This window comes from Bacillus cabrialesii (assembly GCF_004124315.2).
GTDB lineage: Bacteria > Bacillota > Bacilli > Bacillales > Bacillaceae > Bacillus > Bacillus cabrialesii.
Map to the genome: position 1 here is coordinate 1360317 of NZ_CP096889.1, position 14854 is coordinate 1375170.

Genomic DNA, 14854 nt, shown 5'->3' on the forward strand with positions numbered 1-14854 from the left:
GGAGGTGAATCAAGCAGGTGGCGCGGGAATTAAGAAATGCCAAAATCAGCTTTGTCAGTTATGTGGACAAGGCGGCTAACCAGACAGAATTTTTCTTTACGAAGTCAGCCGGACCCCCGGCATTTGAAAAAAAGGTTCGGCTGTTTACCAAAAGTGAGCAGGATGAACAAAAGCTCGTGTACGGAATCGTGTATGAGCCTGATGTTCCTGATGCCCACGGCGATTTTATGACCGCGGAGGAAATTGAAAAAGCGGCGCACGGCTTTCTCGCGGAGGCGCGGGAGATTGATATCAATCACAGCTTTGAAGGCGGAACCGGCGTCGTAGTCGAGTCATATGTGGCGCCTGATGATTTTATGATCGGGTCAAAGCAGATTACAAAGGGCTCGTGGGTGCTCGTGACAAGAGCGTCTGACGAGGTGTGGGAACAGATTAAGGCCGGCATCATCACCGGCTACAGCATGGCGGGCACTGCTGATGTGTATGAAGAAGAACCGGTTGAAAAAGCGGGATTCTTCAGTGTGTTCAAGCAGATGCTGGCTGACAAAACAGGGAAGGAGACTGAAGAAATGAGAAAAGAAGACATGAGAGAATCATTCGAGCATGCGCTTTACCCTCTGCTCAAACGGCTTGAGCGGATTGAAAAAAACACAGACACGGAGGAAAAGCCTGAGCAGACGGGTGATGACGAGCGTCTGAAAAAGCTCGTTGAGGATATGCTTGCCCCGCTTATCGAGCGCATCGAGGCGTTGGAAAAAGCGCGAGGCGCGTCTAAACAGACAGCGGACGAAACGGGCGGCAATGCAGAGCAAGTCAAAAAATCAATCTGGAGCGGACTGCTGTAAACCAGTCAAAGAGGAGGAAATCAATTGAGAAATCAAGATATCATTCGGAAAGCGGAAATGTCGCTTTCTGCTTTAAAAAGCGGCGGATTAATGAACCCTGCGCAAGCGTCGGCTTTTATCCGCATGGTGCAAAACACGCCGACCATTTTCAGTGAATCCCGCGTGATTCAAATGGAAAATGACTCGCAAAAATTTGAGAAAATCGGCTTCGGCCAGCGTATTCTGCGGGCTGCTCAAGAAGGAAAAGCACTGTCAAACGACGAGCTGACAGTTCCAACGACAAGCACTGTCCAGCTGAATACGAAGGAAGTCATTGCGGAAATCAACATCACGTATGACACACTCGAAAACAACATTGAAAAAGACGGCCTGCAGCAGACGATCATGCAAATTTTAGCCGAGCGCGCAGCCGTTGATATTGAAGAGCTGATTGTAAACGGTGATACTGCATCAACTGATCCGTATCTGGCGCAGCTGGACGGCATTCGCAAACAAGCGGTGTCCCACATCGTTGATATGAACGGTGAAGAATTGTCCAGAGCGACATTCAAAAAAGGCTTAAAGGCTGTTCCGCCGAAATATTTGCGCATTCCTCAGGAATTCAGATTCTATACGTCTCACGGCTTAGAAGTTGAATGGAAGGACCGCGTGGCAGACCGCCAGACAAACCTTGGGGACCAGGCTGTTCAGGGCGGCTTATCAACAGCGTTCGGCGTACCGGTTAAAGGGGTATCCAATATTCAGCCGTACACAGTCGGTGAGGGAGACGCGCAATATGACGCTTCTGATATCATTCTCACACATCCGAAAAATATCATTCTCGGCTTCTCCCGCAATATCCGAATTGAAGTCGACAAAGACATCCGCTCCCGTAAATTCATTATTGTCTTAACGGCCAAGCTCGACAGCAAGTTCGAGGAAGAGGATGCCTGCGCGAAATTAATTAACGTAAAAGAATAATAGAAACGGGGTGGTCAGCTCATGCTCATTGAACCGACTGACGTAGCCTCCTATTCGATCTATGATCGAGTGAAAAACAGGCCGGAGGAACTGCTGGCGCGGGATATCATCGAGGCGGAAGCGGAAGCGGCTCTCATCACGGGCCACCGCTTTGAAGACAGCGTTTATGACCCGCTGCCCGACAAGGCGAAATTGGCTTTAGTAAAGCTTGCCCAGTATTTTGCGCTTGTGAACAGCGATGAATCAGCCTCATCAAGCTATCAGTCAGAAAAAATGGGGGATTATTCCTATACGGTTTCCGGAGAAAGCGGCATTCAGCGGCCTGAGGTGTATCATTTGCTCGAAGAGTTTATTACGCCGGGCTACGTCCTTGAATCCTCCAGACTGAAGGTGAGGTCTTTATGAGTTATCAGCAGATGCTCATGCACCGCTGTGACATTTATCATGAGGCTGCACAAGTGCCGTCTGCTGGCCGGTTCGGCATTCCAGCGGACAAGCTGCAGCCGGTCATTTCATATCCTGACACACCTGATGAACAAGATGTCTCTTGCTATTTCACTGAAAAAACGCAGCAGCTGATCCAGAAGGAGCCGGATCAAACTGTATATCACAGCTTTCTCGTCCATTTTCCGTTGTCAGCGGACATCCGCGTGAACGATAAAGTCATCTGGGAGGATCACGCATATATACTAAAGCTACCGAAAAAGATCAGGCATCATCATTGGGAAGTCATCGCGGTCAGGGATGAAAGCCTATGAAAATAACGGGACTGAAACAGCTGAATGCCTCATTAAAAGAAGCGGCCTCAGGCGGCTTTTCTCAACAGGCATCCCGTTGGCTTGAGGAGTGCGGGCAAGATTTTCTGGAGATCGTCCAATCTGAACTCATCAGCACACAAACGATTGATACAGAAAAACTGCTCAGCTCGTTCGAGAAAGGCGCGGAGGACAATCTCTGGATTGTGCAAAGCGGCGGGCTTTCGCTTGAAGTGGGCACACAGCTTGATTACGCCTCATTTTTGAATGACGGCCATTGGACGTCAAAAGAAGATGTGAGGTGGGTGCCGGGGCATTTTCAAGGCTCGCGGTTTATGTATGATCCCGCGGCTTCAACGGGAATGGCGCTCAAGAGAAAATGGATCCCGGGCACGAGCTACTGGGATCATGCGCTGCTTTTATATGAACAGCTGTTTGAAACATCGCTGGAAAGCAAATTGCGCCAGTGGCTGAAGAAGCTGTAAAGGAGGAGCAGGATGAACAGCGAAACAGGATCGATCATGGCGTTTTTGTACGGCCAGTGGTCTGTTCCCATTTATGAACGTGAGCTGCCTGATCAGTTTCAGGTGCCGTCGTTATACGTCCCATCGCCATCTGTTTTCGAGGAAACAGATACGGTCTCCACATTTAAAAAAACCTACAGTCTCAGTGTGAAGCTGTTTCATCATGACTCCGTTCAGGCGCTGGATGAAGCGGACAGGCTCGCGGATGCCATCAGAGAAGCGAGGAATATGGTTCCGCTGCTCAGTGAATCCGGTGAAAAAACGGGGGATATGGTTCGCATCACCCGAATTGAGACAAGGGTGGGAGACAGGGGCGAGGCGGTCATGGTGATCAGGTGGAGCAGCCGATATTATTATTACAAAACAGAACAGCCTGTCTTACAGGATATCGACATGAACAGCGGGGTGAAATAAAGGGTGGCAAAGGACAAACAACAGAAGAAGGCTGTACATACAGAGAGCCGGGAAGCTCTTTTTGATACAGCGGATTTGATTACGCACGCGAAGGAATTGTTCGGCGTTAAGCCGGATATCCTTCAGGGGGCTTTATTTGGCGTGGATCAAACACGTATGACGAAATCACAAGCTAAACAATTGATTCAAACATTTCTAACTAAGGAGGTCATGTCATCATGAATGGCGGAACATTTACAACAGGTAAAGAAAAAGAACGTGCAGGCATTTATTTTAACTTTAAAACGACAGCGCAGGAGCGGGTGTCACTCGGTGAACGGGGGACAGTCGCACTTCCGGTCGCATCAAGCTGGGGCGAAGCAAAAACGTTCGTCTCCATTTCCAGCGTCGAGGATTTAAACAAAAAAGTGGGCCTCAGCATTGATGATCCATCTTTATTGCTTTTGCGTGAAGCGAAGAAAAATGCGCAAACGGTATTAATGTACCGTCTAACCGAAGGTGTCCGAGCGTCTGCTGATATTGCTGAGGGCGTCAAAGCGACTGCCGTATACGGCGGATCAAAAGGAAATGACATTATCATCCGAATTAACCCAAATGTGCTTGATAGCGCTGCTTTTGACGTGACAACGTATATGGATGAATCAGAGGTTGATAAACAGACCGTCAAAAAGGCTGAAGAATTAAAAGCCAACGGCTATGTCACCTTTACCGGAACAGGCGATCTTTCTTCTACGATTCCGCTCACTGGATCAGAAGGAGAAACTGCCGCTGAAACGTTGAATGCATCCGCTGGAATCCGTTTATCCGGCGGTACAGATAAAGCCCCTGTCAACTCCGACTATACAGATTTCTTAGCTGCGGCTGAAACGGAGAACTTTGATGTGATTGTGCTGCCAGTTGCGGAAGGGGATCAGCTGAAGGCGACATTTGCTGCTTTCATTAAGCGTCTGCGCGACGGCCAAGGACAAAAAGTGCAAGGCGTCACAGCCAATTATGCCGGTGACTATGAAGGCATCATCAACGTAACAGAAGGTGTCCTGCTGGAAGATGGCACGGAAGTTACACCGGACAAAGCAACGGCTTGGGTAGCTGGTGCGAGCGCAGGAGCAACCTTTAACCAATCACTTACATTCGTAGAGTACGAAGGCGCGGTTGATGTGCTGCACCGCCTTGACCACGATACGATTGTTGAACGACTGGGCAAAGGTGAATTTTTATTCACATTCGATGCCCGCGATAAATCCGTCAGCGTAGAAAAGGACATTAACTCACTCGTTACGTTCACAGCTGAGAAAAACAAAAAGTTCGCGAAAAACAAAATCGTCCGTGTCTTGGACGCTGTGAATAATGATTTAACACGCGAGCTGAAAGCCTTGATTAAATCGAGAAAAGGCAGCGGAAGCGATATTCCGGCGTCTGAAGACGGACTGCAGTATGTGAAAACGATGATCACACAATACATGACAACTCTTCAGGATGCTGGCGGCATCACTGGCTTTGATTCTGATGAAGATATCACCATTTCAATGAATGAAGACCGTGACGGCTTCTTGATTGACCTGGCTGTACAGCCTGTCGACGCAGCAGAAAAATTCTACTTTAATGTGGAGGTAAACTAATATGGCATTAAAAGCACAAAACACAATCTCAGGTAAAGAAGGCCGCTTATTTCTCGATGGCGAGGAAATGGCGCACATCAAAACATTTGAAGCAAACGTCGAGAAAAACAAGTCTGAAGTAAACATTATGGGCCGGCGCATGACAGGCCATAAAACAACAGGGGCAAACGGAACCGGGACAGCGACGTTCTATAAAGTCACATCCAAATTCGTGATCCTGATGATGGACTACGTCAAAAAAGGCAGCGACCCTTACTTCACACTCCAAGCCGTGCTGGACGATAAATCATCCGGACGAGGCACAGAGCGAGTCACGCTGTACGACGTCAACTTTGACTCTGCCAAAATCGCAAGCCTTGATGTCGATTCAGAAGCGTTAGAAGAAGAAGTGCCATTTACATTCGAAGACTTCGACGTGCCTGAAAAGCTTTCTGACACGTTTTAATCAAAACTGAAATTGCCATACGCAGACCTTTCGCAGAAAGGTCTGTTTTTCATAATGAGACCAATCAAAAGACAAGGGAGTTTTTTACATGAGCGAGAAGAACGAAAACGTATATGATCTTTCCTTTTTTATGCCGGGAAAAACAATTGAAGCTGAAGAAATCAAAGTGCCGATCTCAAAGCGTTTTGTTGATAAACAAGGGAACATCGTGCCATTTATTTTTAAAGCGATCACGACGGAGCGCATTGATGAATTAGAGAAAGAAACAACAACGTATAAAAATGTCAAAGGCAGAGGCCGTGTAAAAGATTTAGACAGCCAGCGCTTTTATGCCCGAATCGCAGTTGAATCAACCGTTTATCCGGACTTCCGTTCAAAAGAGCTTCGAGAAGCATACAAAACGGCCGACCCGGTAGAAGTTGCGAAACGTGTCCTCTCAGTTGGAGGCGAATACGCGAACTGGTTAAACAAAGCGATTGAGATTAATGGATTTGAAGATGAATTAGAGGATCTGGAAGAAGAAGCAAAAAACTAATCAAGGATGGGCATAAAGAAGCCGTGTATCTCTACTATGCGATGCACGAGCTTCATTATTCTCCATCAGATTTATTAGAACTGTATGAAGCGCCCAGAAACTTTAAGGCGCTTTTGTATGGGCTGATTGGATATAAGCTTGAATTAATGGAAAAAGAATCGAGGAAAGGAGGTACATAATATCGCTAAATTGACAGCTCGTTTTGACCTGGAAGATAAAGTTTCTAAAAAGTTAAAACGAATTCATAAAGGGTTTCAAATGGTCGAAAAAAAGGTGAAAACCATTAATCGACAAATCAAAATCAGTATTAAGGCAGAGGACCAAGCCTTTTACAAATTGAGAAAGATCAATGACTATATTGTTTTGAAATTCGCAAAATCACTTGAAGTCAAAGTGGTCCTTGATGATCAGGCTACTGCCGGACTTGATGTTATTGAGCATAAGCTGAAACGGCTCCCAAAAGAAAGAAACATTACTGTAAGTCTAATTGAACATGTAACAGATGCCTATAAAAAAATAAGAAAAATGTTGAGCGGAAATCAGTTTTCAGTCGGTCTTTTCGTCAATGATCAAATCACCCCAGCTACAAAACGAATATTGGGATATTTGCAAAAGAACCTTAAAAATGGGTATTCAGTTAAATTAAAAGTGATTGACGAAATAACAAAAACCGTTAATCGAATTACAGCCCTTTTAAGAGATTTTGAAAAAACGTATACAGTTAAATTAAAAGTGATTGATGAGATAACAAAAAACGCTAATCGAATTACGGCCCTTTTAAGAGATTTTGAAAAAACATATACAGTTAAGATTATCGCTAAAGAAAAATTAGCTGCTGATAAGATAAGCGAGAAGAAACCGGAAGAAAAAAAGAATTGGTTTATGGAAACATTAGAAGACTTCGGAACAGCATTTAAAGATAAAGTAATAGAAACGATTCTTGACTCGTTATTTGAAAAAATTCCTGGATTGAAAAAAAATGATAATGAAGCAAATACTGCGCCTGGGAATACGCAGAGTAATGATAAAGTTGATAAACGCAACACAGGGCAGAGATGCTGTTGCTGCTGCTGTGGGTGCGGAGGTAATAGCTCTGGAAGCAAAGCCAACAAAAGATATAAAAAAAGAAAAAGTCCGACAAGTGCAAGGAATTCAGGACGAACACTGAGAGTTCCAGGCGAGGTATTACGAAGACGTCAGAGCGGTGCATCAGGAGAAAGTGCCACAAGCGGAAGAAATTCTGGTTCTAAGTTCAGAAACTGGCTTGGAGGTATGAGGTCCACTGCCACCGACTCTTCAAAATGGGGGAAAGTTTTAACGCCTTTAAAAGGTTTGGGGAAATTTGCGAAAGGTATACCTCTTTTAGGAACTGCATTAGCGGCAACCGATTTGCTCGGGATGAACAAAGAAAATGCAGGTGAAAAAGTTGGTTCCTTTGCGGGGAATCTTGGCGGAGCTGCTGCTGGTGGAGCCGCGGGAGCAGCCGTTGGTTCTGTCGTTCCTGTTGTCGGCACTGCTGTCGGCGGAGTTGTCGGTAGTATCGCTGGCGGTATCGGAGGTTCTGATTTGGGATCCTCTATCGGAAAATGGTTTGATGATGGCGGCGCTTCAAAAGCATGGGATGGAATTGTTGACGGTGCGAAAAATGCTGTCGATTGGATCAGCGATACTTGGTCTGATTTCTCGGATTGGTTTATGGATAATGTCTGGACCCCTGTTAGTGATTGGGCCGGAGATAAGATTGATAAGATCACCGATAAATTTGAGGATGCTAAGAAATGGCTGACTGATACCTGGAATGACGTGTCATCCTGGTTTGTGGATAACGTGTGGACCCCTATTTATAACACTGCAGTTCCGATTATAAATTTAGTAGTAGGTGCCTTTTTATTTGCCTGGGATGGTATCCAAGCTCTGTGGAGTATTGTTTCAAGTTGGTTTATGGATAACGTCTGGAATCCATTAGTTGACGGTGTCACTGATGCTGCTGATTGGATTTGGACAAAAATAAATGACGCTTGGACTTGGATCTCAGACACTTGGTCCACTGTCTCAACTTGGTTCATGGATAATGTCTGGAATCCGATTAGTAATGCAGTTGCAACTGTTGCCGGCTGGATCCAAGCGCATATTGATTATGCACGAATTTGGATCCAATTAAAATGGCTGCAAGTGGCAACTTGGTTTTATGACAACGTCTGGAACCCAATCAGTACAGCTGTTAGTAACGTAGCAAATTGGATTTGGACGAAGATCAACGAAGCATGGACTTTTATTTCAGAATTATGGTCTACAGTTTCAACTTGGTTCATGGATAATGTTTGGACGCCAGTAAGTGATGCTGTCACTAATGCAGCAAACTGGATCTGGACAAAGCTTAACGAAGCATGGACATGGATTTCTGACAAGTGGAGTGCAGTTTCGTCATGGTTCAGTGAAAACGTTTGGAATCCAATTGTCTCGAAAGTGGAAGATGCCAAAAAATCCATTACAGAAAAATTTGAGTCAGCTATAACAGCAGTTAAAGACGCTTGGAAAGGCGTTGAAAAATGGTTCACTGAAAATGTTGGTGAACCGTTAGAGAAAATAGCTGACGGAATTAAGACGAAGTTTGAAGATACCTTCTGGTGGGTCATTAAACTCCAAGAATTGGCCGGCGCTGGAGGACGGTTCATAAATAACCTTATCGGTAGAGGTGAGGAAGCTACTGGATTAACAATAAAGGAAACCGGTAAGTCTTCATCCGGTAAAAATACTAGCGGGGGCGGAGGAATTGCTGGTCTTGTCCAGTCTCAATCATCAGCGCCTACAAGTATTTTCCCTAAACAAAAAAGCGTTCTTGAAACTGAAAGGAATGCGACGGGTGGCTATATTACGAAACCAACCATTTCATGGATTGGTGAAGCGGGTAAAGAGTTTGTGATTCCTGTTGATAACAACAAGGGCCGCGGTAAAATGCTTCTTTCTCAGGCCGCTTCTAAACTAGGAATGAGCGTTGTTGATGACATGGCTTCTGCTTCATCAGCAGGTGGAGAAACAGCTGTTTCACCTCTAGCTGGCGGAGCAACAGTTTCCGCTACAGTGTCTCCTACCGTTGATACATCGAGCCTTAATGAACAGGCTGCTTTTTTCGGTCAACAGTTCACGCAAGGCTTTGATCAAGGTATTGGCGATAATGTCGTTTCAATGGATACTTGGAAACAGAAAAACGTTGGCCAACCTATGAAAAATTTGATCTCCTACTCTCCGAATTACGGAAAACAGGTGGTCAATGGTTATGCTAACGGTCAGAACAGTACGGCAACCGGAACGGATGGCTTCCTACAGACGAAAGTCAAAACACCATTTCAGAACACTGTTAATAAATCCTCTTCATGGGGAACCGGTACAATCAAAGGGTTTGCTTCCGGTCAAAATAGTTCACAAACCGGGACTGATCAGTACGTAAATACTCATGTGAATAAGCCGTTTTTGAAGTCTAAAGAATCATCAAACGGCTGGGGAACCGGAATGATTGGGAATTTTGTTTCAGGCATGACTTCAAAGGCAAGTGAAGTCCATGAGGCTGCCAAGGAACTGGCGAAAAAAGTTGAGAAGGCATTTCGTGAGGAGCTAGATATCCATTCACCTTCTCGTGTCATGATGAGCTTGGGACGTTTTGCCTCTGTTGGTGTTGTAAAAGGTCTGGATTCTGTCGATGTGAAAAAATATGCTGAAAAACAAGCTGGATCACTGGCAGCAGCTTATTCCGGAATGGGTGCAGTAGGCGGAAATGTGAAACAGTGGCTTATGGCTGCAATGATGGCCACAAAGACACCATTGAACTGGCTCTCGGGATTAATGACGATTGCACAGTATGAATCAGGGGGCAACCCTAACTCTATTAACCTGTGGGATAGTAACGCAAAAGCAGGAAATCCATCACAAGGTCTCATGCAGACAGTTCCAACCACGTTCAATGCTCATAAAGCACCGGGCATGGGTAACATCAGAAACCCGATTCACAATGCCGCTGCCGCGATTGGCTACATCAAAAGTAGATACGGCTCAATTGACAATGTGCCTGGTATTAAAAGCTTGAAACGTGGCGGTCCCTATGTCGGTTATGCCAACGGCGGACTGATTACAAAAGAACAAATCGCCCGTGTCGGTGAAGGAAACAAGCGGGAATGGATCATTCCGGAGGAGCGGGGCATACGCGGCCGCTACCTCCTTCAGAGAGCGGCGCAGGCTCTTGGCATGGAAGTGACAGATCCATCTCAATCCCAGCAGTCTGAGCTTTCATCGGGACAAGTTTCAGCAGTTACTTCAGCTAGCCGGCCGACGTCAGCAGTTTCCGGATCAAAAGAGATTTATATTCAATTTAACGGTGACCAGCACTTCCATAATGGACAAGACGCCGAAAGCCTAGCGGCGAAAATCAAGCAGGCGCTTATAGATGAACTGCAAAAGGATATCAATGTTGGAACGAAGGGGGTCGTTGCATTTGACTAAATCCGTATATGAGTTTTGGATTTCACAAGGGAAGGACAAGCTGCGGCTCCCCGTTCTTCCCGATCAGCTGAATATTTCAAATACGGTACAAAATGAGACGGTTAAAGTAGCCAAGTTCGGTGACCTTACATTTATTGACGAACAGGGAGCGAAAGAAATTTCGTTCTCTTCGTTTTTTCCGAAGAAATACAGCCCGATAGCTGAATATCAAAACTTCCCGTCGCCGGAAAATGCGATAACAAAAATTGAAAAATGGATGAAGGCCAAAAAACCGGTTCAGTTTTTGATTACGGGAACTAAAGTGAATTTAACTTGCAGTATTGAAGGTTTTTCCTATAGCGAAGGCCAGCAGGATATCGGCGATCGCTCGTTTGATATTCAATTAAAAGAATACAAAACCGCTTCCCCCCGAAAAATCAAGCAAAAGAAAAAAACAAAGGCAAAACGCCCGTCGAAGGCTTCTCCGAAAACCTATACAGTGAAAAAGGGAGACACGCTGTGGGACATTGCCGGCAGATTTTACGGGAACAGCACGCAATGGCGCAAAATTTGGAACGCCAATAAAACAGCAATGATCAAACGAAGCAAACGAAACATCAGGCAGCCGGGCCACTGGATTTTTCCCGGCCAAAAATTAAAGATTCCGCAATGAAACAGGTGATGTGTGATGATAGAACTGTTCGTCATTAAAGACACAGAATGGCTTGAGCTGGTGGCAGAAAGCGTATCGCTGGAAGGCCATCGTTATCAGGCGCCGCGCTCCATTGAAGCGACTATTGTCATCAAACAGGGCGACCAGACGTATTACAGCGTTACAGAAGGAGATACGGTCTTATTTAAGTGGAAGGGAAAAGAGCTTTTTCGGGGCATTGTTTTTGCTAGAACCCCGGACGAGCATACGCTTGCTTTCAGCGCATACGATATGCTTCAGTATCTGGTCAAAAACCAGGATGTGTACGTCTTTTCCAACCAGCGGGCTGATCAGATGATCAAAAGGATCGCCAATGATTTCCAAATTCCGACTGCCTCGATTGCGAATACAGGCCATACGATCAAAAGCCTTGTCATTAAAAATGACACGACTCTGTATGACATCATCTTAAAAGCGTTAAAACAGACGAAAAGCCAGACCGGACGACATTATCAGCTGTATTCGGAAAAAGGAAAGCTCGGTCTGCGCGCTTGGCCAGATCCGTCAGAGGTATGGGTGCTGGAAACCGGCGTCAATATTACGGGCTACCAATACAGCACTTCTATAAATGACACTGCAACACGGGTGGTGCTCCGCCGGCAGAAGGACAATAAGACGTATAAAGCGTCTGCCAAGGACGGTTCAGGCTTAAACAAATACGGTGTGCTTCAATATACAGAAACGGTTACAGATGACATCAACCAGGCACAGCTTCAGCAGCGGGCAGATGTCCGTCTTGCTGAAAAAAAAGGCGTGAAAAAAGAACTGAAAAATATTCAGGCGGTCGGCATTCCGGAAGTGCAGAGCGGCTTGCCTGTCTATATTTCCATTCCGGAGGCCGGGATCAAGAAAACCTATTGGGTAGATACGGACCGGCACGAATTTAAAGGAACGAAACATACGATGACGATTGATGTTGTCGAAAAGAATACGATGCCGGAAGGAGTGTCCTGATGAGATTAAGTGAGGCGATTAAACATTTGGCCGTCGGCGCAGTTGACGCTGAGTCTCCGGTGGAGCTGCTTTCGGCTGAGGTGGTTTCGGTTTCTCCTGTTGAAATCAAATTAAAAGAAAACAACAAACTGATTATACCGGCAGACGCCCTCATCATCCCAAAACGAATGCAGTCCGGAGAAGATGATGCACTCGAGCCGGGGGACCGCGTCATGACCGCGGCTCTGACTGGCGGGCAATCGTTTTTTATTTTAGATAAAGTATAGACAAACCGCTTCGCACGAAGGGGTTTTTATTTAGCATGTAAAAAGGAGTGGGCATCATGGCCCTGACACCAGAAGTGGAGTTTGAGGATATCGAAGATGACAGCGAAGTCATTGAAACCTCGCAAACCTATAAAATAGACTTTGAAAACGGAAGAATTACAAATGAACTGATTACCGGGCTTGAAGCGATCAGGCAGTTCGTGTATATCGCCTTACAAACAGAACGATATGCGTACTCCGTATACAGCCATAATGTTGGAAATGAGCTTCAGGACGTGCTTACAGATCATGAAACGACCGATGCCTATAAAAAAATGGAGATTCCGAGGCTGATAGAAGAGGCGCTCGTTTATGACGACCGGATATCTGCTGTAACAGATTTTGAGATAGAAAAACAAGGCGATACGTTTCATGTTTCCTTTGTGGTGGAGACAGATGAAGGGACGCTTGAGATTGAGGAGGTGATTGGCGAAAATGTTTGAAGATCAGACCTTTGAAGAGATTATGGAGCGTATGCTGAACAGCATCTCCGCAGATATTGACACAAGAGAAGGCAGCGTCATTTATAATGCGTTAGCCCCGGCGGCAGCCGAGCTTGCGAAGTCATATATATGGCTGGATACTGTGCTTGAGCTGGTCTTCTCTGATACCGCGCAAGGCGAATTTTTAGACCGGCGTGCAGCGGAAGCGGGGATTGAACGGACAGCCGCGACAAAGGCGGTCAGAGCGGGAGAGTTTACGTCTGGCGTGACCATTCCTGCGGGCTCCCGCTTCTATGTGGATAATCTTTATTTTCAATATACAGCAGATGGAACGCTAGTCTGTGAAACACCTGGTGAAGCAGGGAACGCCAATCTGACCGGACGCAATTTACTCTCACTGGATACCATTCCCGGATTAGAAACAGCCGTTGTCAAAGAAATCCTCATTCCGGGGCGAGAGGAAGAAGGAGATGACAGCTTAAGAGAACGGTATTTTACAAGAGTGCGGCGCGAGGCTGTCAGTGCCAATAAAATGCATTATAAAGAGTGGGCTGAAGAAGTGGACGGTGTCGGAAAAGCAAAGATTTTCCCGCTTTGGAATGGAGAAGGTACGGTCAAAATTGTCGTCACGAATGCCAATCTCGAGCCGGCTTCCGATATCTTAATCCAAAAAGTGAAAGATTATATCGACCCTGAACCGGGACAAGGAGAGGGACAGGCGCCAATCGGAGCCGTTGTCACAGTGGAAAGCGCGGTCTGGAAGGAAGTTGAGATTTCTGCTGAAGTGCTGCCCGAGATCAATCACTCGATTGATGAAGTGAGGTCGGAAATTGAAGAAGGCGTTTTACATCTCTTTAAGAAAATGGCGTTCGAAGATAACGTCATCCGCTTATCGCAAATTAACAATATCGTCTATAATTCACCGTCAGTCAGTGATTATTCCAATATTAAAATCAACGGCACCTCCGAAAATTTGGTGCTGAGCGACGTGGAAATTCCTAAGCTTGGGCAGGTGAAGATCATTGAGCAAACTAGATGATATGACAGCGTATCTGCCGCCATTTCTCACCAGCCTTAAAGAAATGGCCGAGCTGCTGAAAGCGGAAGCGCCTGAGTTTGATAAGCAGAATAACAGCATATTTGATCTGACGGATCAGTTATTCGTGCCGACGGCGACATGGGGGCTCAGCCGCTGGGAAAAAATTTTAAACGTCCCGCGGGAATCAGGTGACACTGAGGAGATCAGACGATTGCGGCTCATTTCAAAAATGTCGAACATCCCGCCAATCACTTACAAGGCCATTGAGCAAGCGGTGAACCGTTTCTTGAAAAACCCGTCTGCACAAGTCCGCCTGCTTCCCGGCGAATACCACTTTACCGTGGATATCAATGTTGATGACCTTCAGCACATGAATGAGCTGATCGAAGCGATAGAAAACATGAAGCCCGCTCATTTGGCGTATACGCTCAGAGGCGGATTGAACGAGACGCTGCAAATAAAAGACACAGTCATCCTGAATCACCGCAGATACCGAACAGCCAGTGAGCTGAAGGTCGGTTATTCGGTCACCCTTAACAACAATGAGGTGGTTTTAACTTGATTTCAACCATATACAGAGAACGTACAGCGGCAGATCTGAAAAGCAGAATTGATCACGTGCTGCTTAACGGACAAAAAACAGAAATAGTGGAACTCGCCATTGACGGAGCGACAGTCACCGTCCTGACAAAACGTGAGGAGGACATTAAGCATATCGAAACGGTCCAAATTTTTGACGAGTTGGGCAATGTGATCACAGAAAGAAAGACTGACCTGGACGTCAGCGAAAACAGAACACTCGATTTCAGATTTACTTTTGAGGTGGTGTAA

The 14854-nt window shown here is 45.9% G+C and carries 19 protein-coding genes; all 19 read left to right on the plus strand.

The window, feature by feature from the left end; genetic code table 11:
* The first annotated feature begins 17 nt into the window (after positions 1-17).
* The 19 genes from EFK13_RS07035 (at position 18) to EFK13_RS07125 (ending at position 14854) form a co-directional block, all read left to right on the plus strand.
* Positions 18-845: an XkdF-like putative serine protease domain-containing protein gene (locus EFK13_RS07035; protein WP_129505984.1), complete on the plus strand. Its 828-nt coding sequence runs from the start codon at positions 18-20 to the stop codon at positions 843-845.
* A 24-nt stretch (positions 846-869) separates the two neighbouring features.
* Positions 870-1805: a phage major capsid protein gene (locus EFK13_RS07040; RefSeq protein WP_129505983.1), complete on the plus strand. Its 936-nt coding sequence runs from the start codon at positions 870-872 to the stop codon at positions 1803-1805.
* Positions 1806-1826: 21 nt separating this feature from the next.
* Positions 1827-2210 carry a protein YqbG gene (yqbG, locus tag EFK13_RS07045; protein ID WP_129505982.1) on the plus strand — a complete coding sequence of 128 codons (384 nt, stop codon included), beginning with the start codon at positions 1827-1829 and terminating at the stop codon, positions 2208-2210.
* The gene (locus EFK13_RS07050) at positions 2207-2563 is read left to right on the plus strand and encodes a YqbH/XkdH family protein (protein ID WP_129505981.1); all 357 of its coding nucleotides are present in this window, start codon (positions 2207-2209) and stop codon (positions 2561-2563) included. Before yqbG ends, EFK13_RS07050 begins: the two co-directional genes overlap by 4 nt.
* Entirely contained in the window at positions 2560-3045 is a 486-nt protein-coding gene (locus EFK13_RS07055; protein WP_129505980.1) for an HK97 gp10 family phage protein, read from the plus strand. Before EFK13_RS07050 ends, EFK13_RS07055 begins: the two co-directional genes overlap by 4 nt.
* A 12-nt stretch (positions 3046-3057) precedes the next feature.
* Complete coding sequence (locus EFK13_RS07060) at positions 3058-3498, plus strand: phage tail terminator family protein (RefSeq protein WP_129505979.1); 441 nt, start codon at positions 3058-3060, stop codon at positions 3496-3498.
* Positions 3499-3501: 3 nt separating this feature from the next.
* On the plus strand, positions 3502-3720 hold the full coding sequence (locus EFK13_RS07065; protein WP_129505978.1) for a YqzN/YkzM domain-containing protein: 219 nt from the start codon (positions 3502-3504) through the stop codon (positions 3718-3720).
* Complete coding sequence (locus EFK13_RS07070) at positions 3717-5117, plus strand: phage tail sheath family protein (RefSeq protein ID WP_129505977.1); 1401 nt, start codon at positions 3717-3719, stop codon at positions 5115-5117. The genes EFK13_RS07065 and EFK13_RS07070 overlap by 4 nt, the downstream gene beginning before the upstream one ends.
* A gap of 1 nt (position 5118) precedes the next feature.
* Positions 5119-5562: a phage tail tube protein gene (locus tag EFK13_RS07075; protein ID WP_003220592.1), complete on the plus strand. Its 444-nt coding sequence runs from the start codon at positions 5119-5121 to the stop codon at positions 5560-5562.
* Between the two features lie 88 nt (positions 5563-5650).
* The gene (locus EFK13_RS07080; protein ID WP_129505976.1) at positions 5651-6097 is read left to right on the plus strand and encodes a phage tail assembly chaperone; all 447 of its coding nucleotides are present in this window, start codon (positions 5651-5653) and stop codon (positions 6095-6097) included.
* A 41-nt stretch (positions 6098-6138) separates the two neighbouring features.
* Positions 6139-6276: a hypothetical protein gene (locus tag EFK13_RS07085; protein ID WP_072566146.1), complete on the plus strand. Its 138-nt coding sequence runs from the start codon at positions 6139-6141 to the stop codon at positions 6274-6276.
* A gap of 10 nt (positions 6277-6286) precedes the next feature.
* The gene (locus EFK13_RS07090; RefSeq protein WP_129505975.1) at positions 6287-10591 is read left to right on the plus strand and encodes a transglycosylase SLT domain-containing protein; all 4305 of its coding nucleotides are present in this window, start codon (positions 6287-6289) and stop codon (positions 10589-10591) included.
* Complete coding sequence (locus EFK13_RS07095) at positions 10584-11243, plus strand: LysM peptidoglycan-binding domain-containing protein (RefSeq protein WP_024121074.1); 660 nt, start codon at positions 10584-10586, stop codon at positions 11241-11243. Before EFK13_RS07090 ends, EFK13_RS07095 begins: the two co-directional genes overlap by 8 nt.
* A 15-nt stretch (positions 11244-11258) precedes the next feature.
* The gene (locus EFK13_RS07100) at positions 11259-12236 is read left to right on the plus strand and encodes an XkdQ/YqbQ family protein (protein WP_064813267.1); all 978 of its coding nucleotides are present in this window, start codon (positions 11259-11261) and stop codon (positions 12234-12236) included.
* Positions 12236-12502, plus strand: a complete 267-nt coding sequence (locus EFK13_RS07105) for a DUF2577 family protein (RefSeq protein WP_129505974.1) — start codon at positions 12236-12238, stop codon at positions 12500-12502. Before EFK13_RS07100 ends, EFK13_RS07105 begins: the two co-directional genes overlap by 1 nt.
* A 56-nt stretch (positions 12503-12558) precedes the next feature.
* On the plus strand, positions 12559-12984 hold the full coding sequence (locus tag EFK13_RS07110; protein WP_129505973.1) for a DUF2634 domain-containing protein: 426 nt from the start codon (positions 12559-12561) through the stop codon (positions 12982-12984).
* Positions 12977-14023, plus strand: coding sequence for a baseplate J/gp47 family protein (locus EFK13_RS07115; protein WP_129505972.1), 1047 nt, complete (start codon positions 12977-12979; stop codon positions 14021-14023). Before EFK13_RS07110 ends, EFK13_RS07115 begins: the two co-directional genes overlap by 8 nt.
* Positions 14007-14585 carry a YmfQ family protein gene (locus tag EFK13_RS07120; RefSeq protein ID WP_129505971.1) on the plus strand — a complete coding sequence of 193 codons (579 nt, stop codon included), beginning with the start codon at positions 14007-14009 and terminating at the stop codon, positions 14583-14585. The genes EFK13_RS07115 and EFK13_RS07120 overlap by 17 nt, the downstream gene beginning before the upstream one ends.
* A complete protein-coding gene (locus EFK13_RS07125) occupies positions 14582-14854 on the plus strand; it encodes a hypothetical protein (RefSeq protein ID WP_003232665.1) in 273 nt (90 codons plus the stop codon). Before EFK13_RS07120 ends, EFK13_RS07125 begins: the two co-directional genes overlap by 4 nt.

Coding starts and splice junctions, on each gene's coding strand:
- yqbG (WP_129505982.1), top strand. CDS start 1,827: ATGCTCATTGAACCGACTGACGTAGCCTCCTATTCGATCTATGATCGA.
- EFK13_RS07050 (WP_129505981.1), top strand. CDS start 2,207: ATGAGTTATCAGCAGATGCTCATGCACCGCTGTGACATTTATCATGAG.
- EFK13_RS07055 (WP_129505980.1), top strand. CDS start 2,560: ATGAAAATAACGGGACTGAAACAGCTGAATGCCTCATTAAAAGAAGCG.
- EFK13_RS07060 (WP_129505979.1), top strand. CDS start 3,058: ATGAACAGCGAAACAGGATCGATCATGGCGTTTTTGTACGGCCAGTGG.
- EFK13_RS07070 (WP_129505977.1), top strand. CDS start 3,717: ATGAATGGCGGAACATTTACAACAGGTAAAGAAAAAGAACGTGCAGGC.
- EFK13_RS07075 (WP_003220592.1), top strand. CDS start 5,119: ATGGCATTAAAAGCACAAAACACAATCTCAGGTAAAGAAGGCCGCTTA.
- EFK13_RS07080 (WP_129505976.1), top strand. CDS start 5,651: ATGAGCGAGAAGAACGAAAACGTATATGATCTTTCCTTTTTTATGCCG.
- EFK13_RS07085 (WP_072566146.1), top strand. CDS start 6,139: ATGCACGAGCTTCATTATTCTCCATCAGATTTATTAGAACTGTATGAA.
- EFK13_RS07100 (WP_064813267.1), top strand. CDS start 11,259: ATGATAGAACTGTTCGTCATTAAAGACACAGAATGGCTTGAGCTGGTG.
- EFK13_RS07105 (WP_129505974.1), top strand. CDS start 12,236: ATGAGATTAAGTGAGGCGATTAAACATTTGGCCGTCGGCGCAGTTGAC.
- EFK13_RS07110 (WP_129505973.1), top strand. CDS start 12,559: ATGGCCCTGACACCAGAAGTGGAGTTTGAGGATATCGAAGATGACAGC.
- EFK13_RS07115 (WP_129505972.1), top strand. CDS start 12,977: ATGTTTGAAGATCAGACCTTTGAAGAGATTATGGAGCGTATGCTGAAC.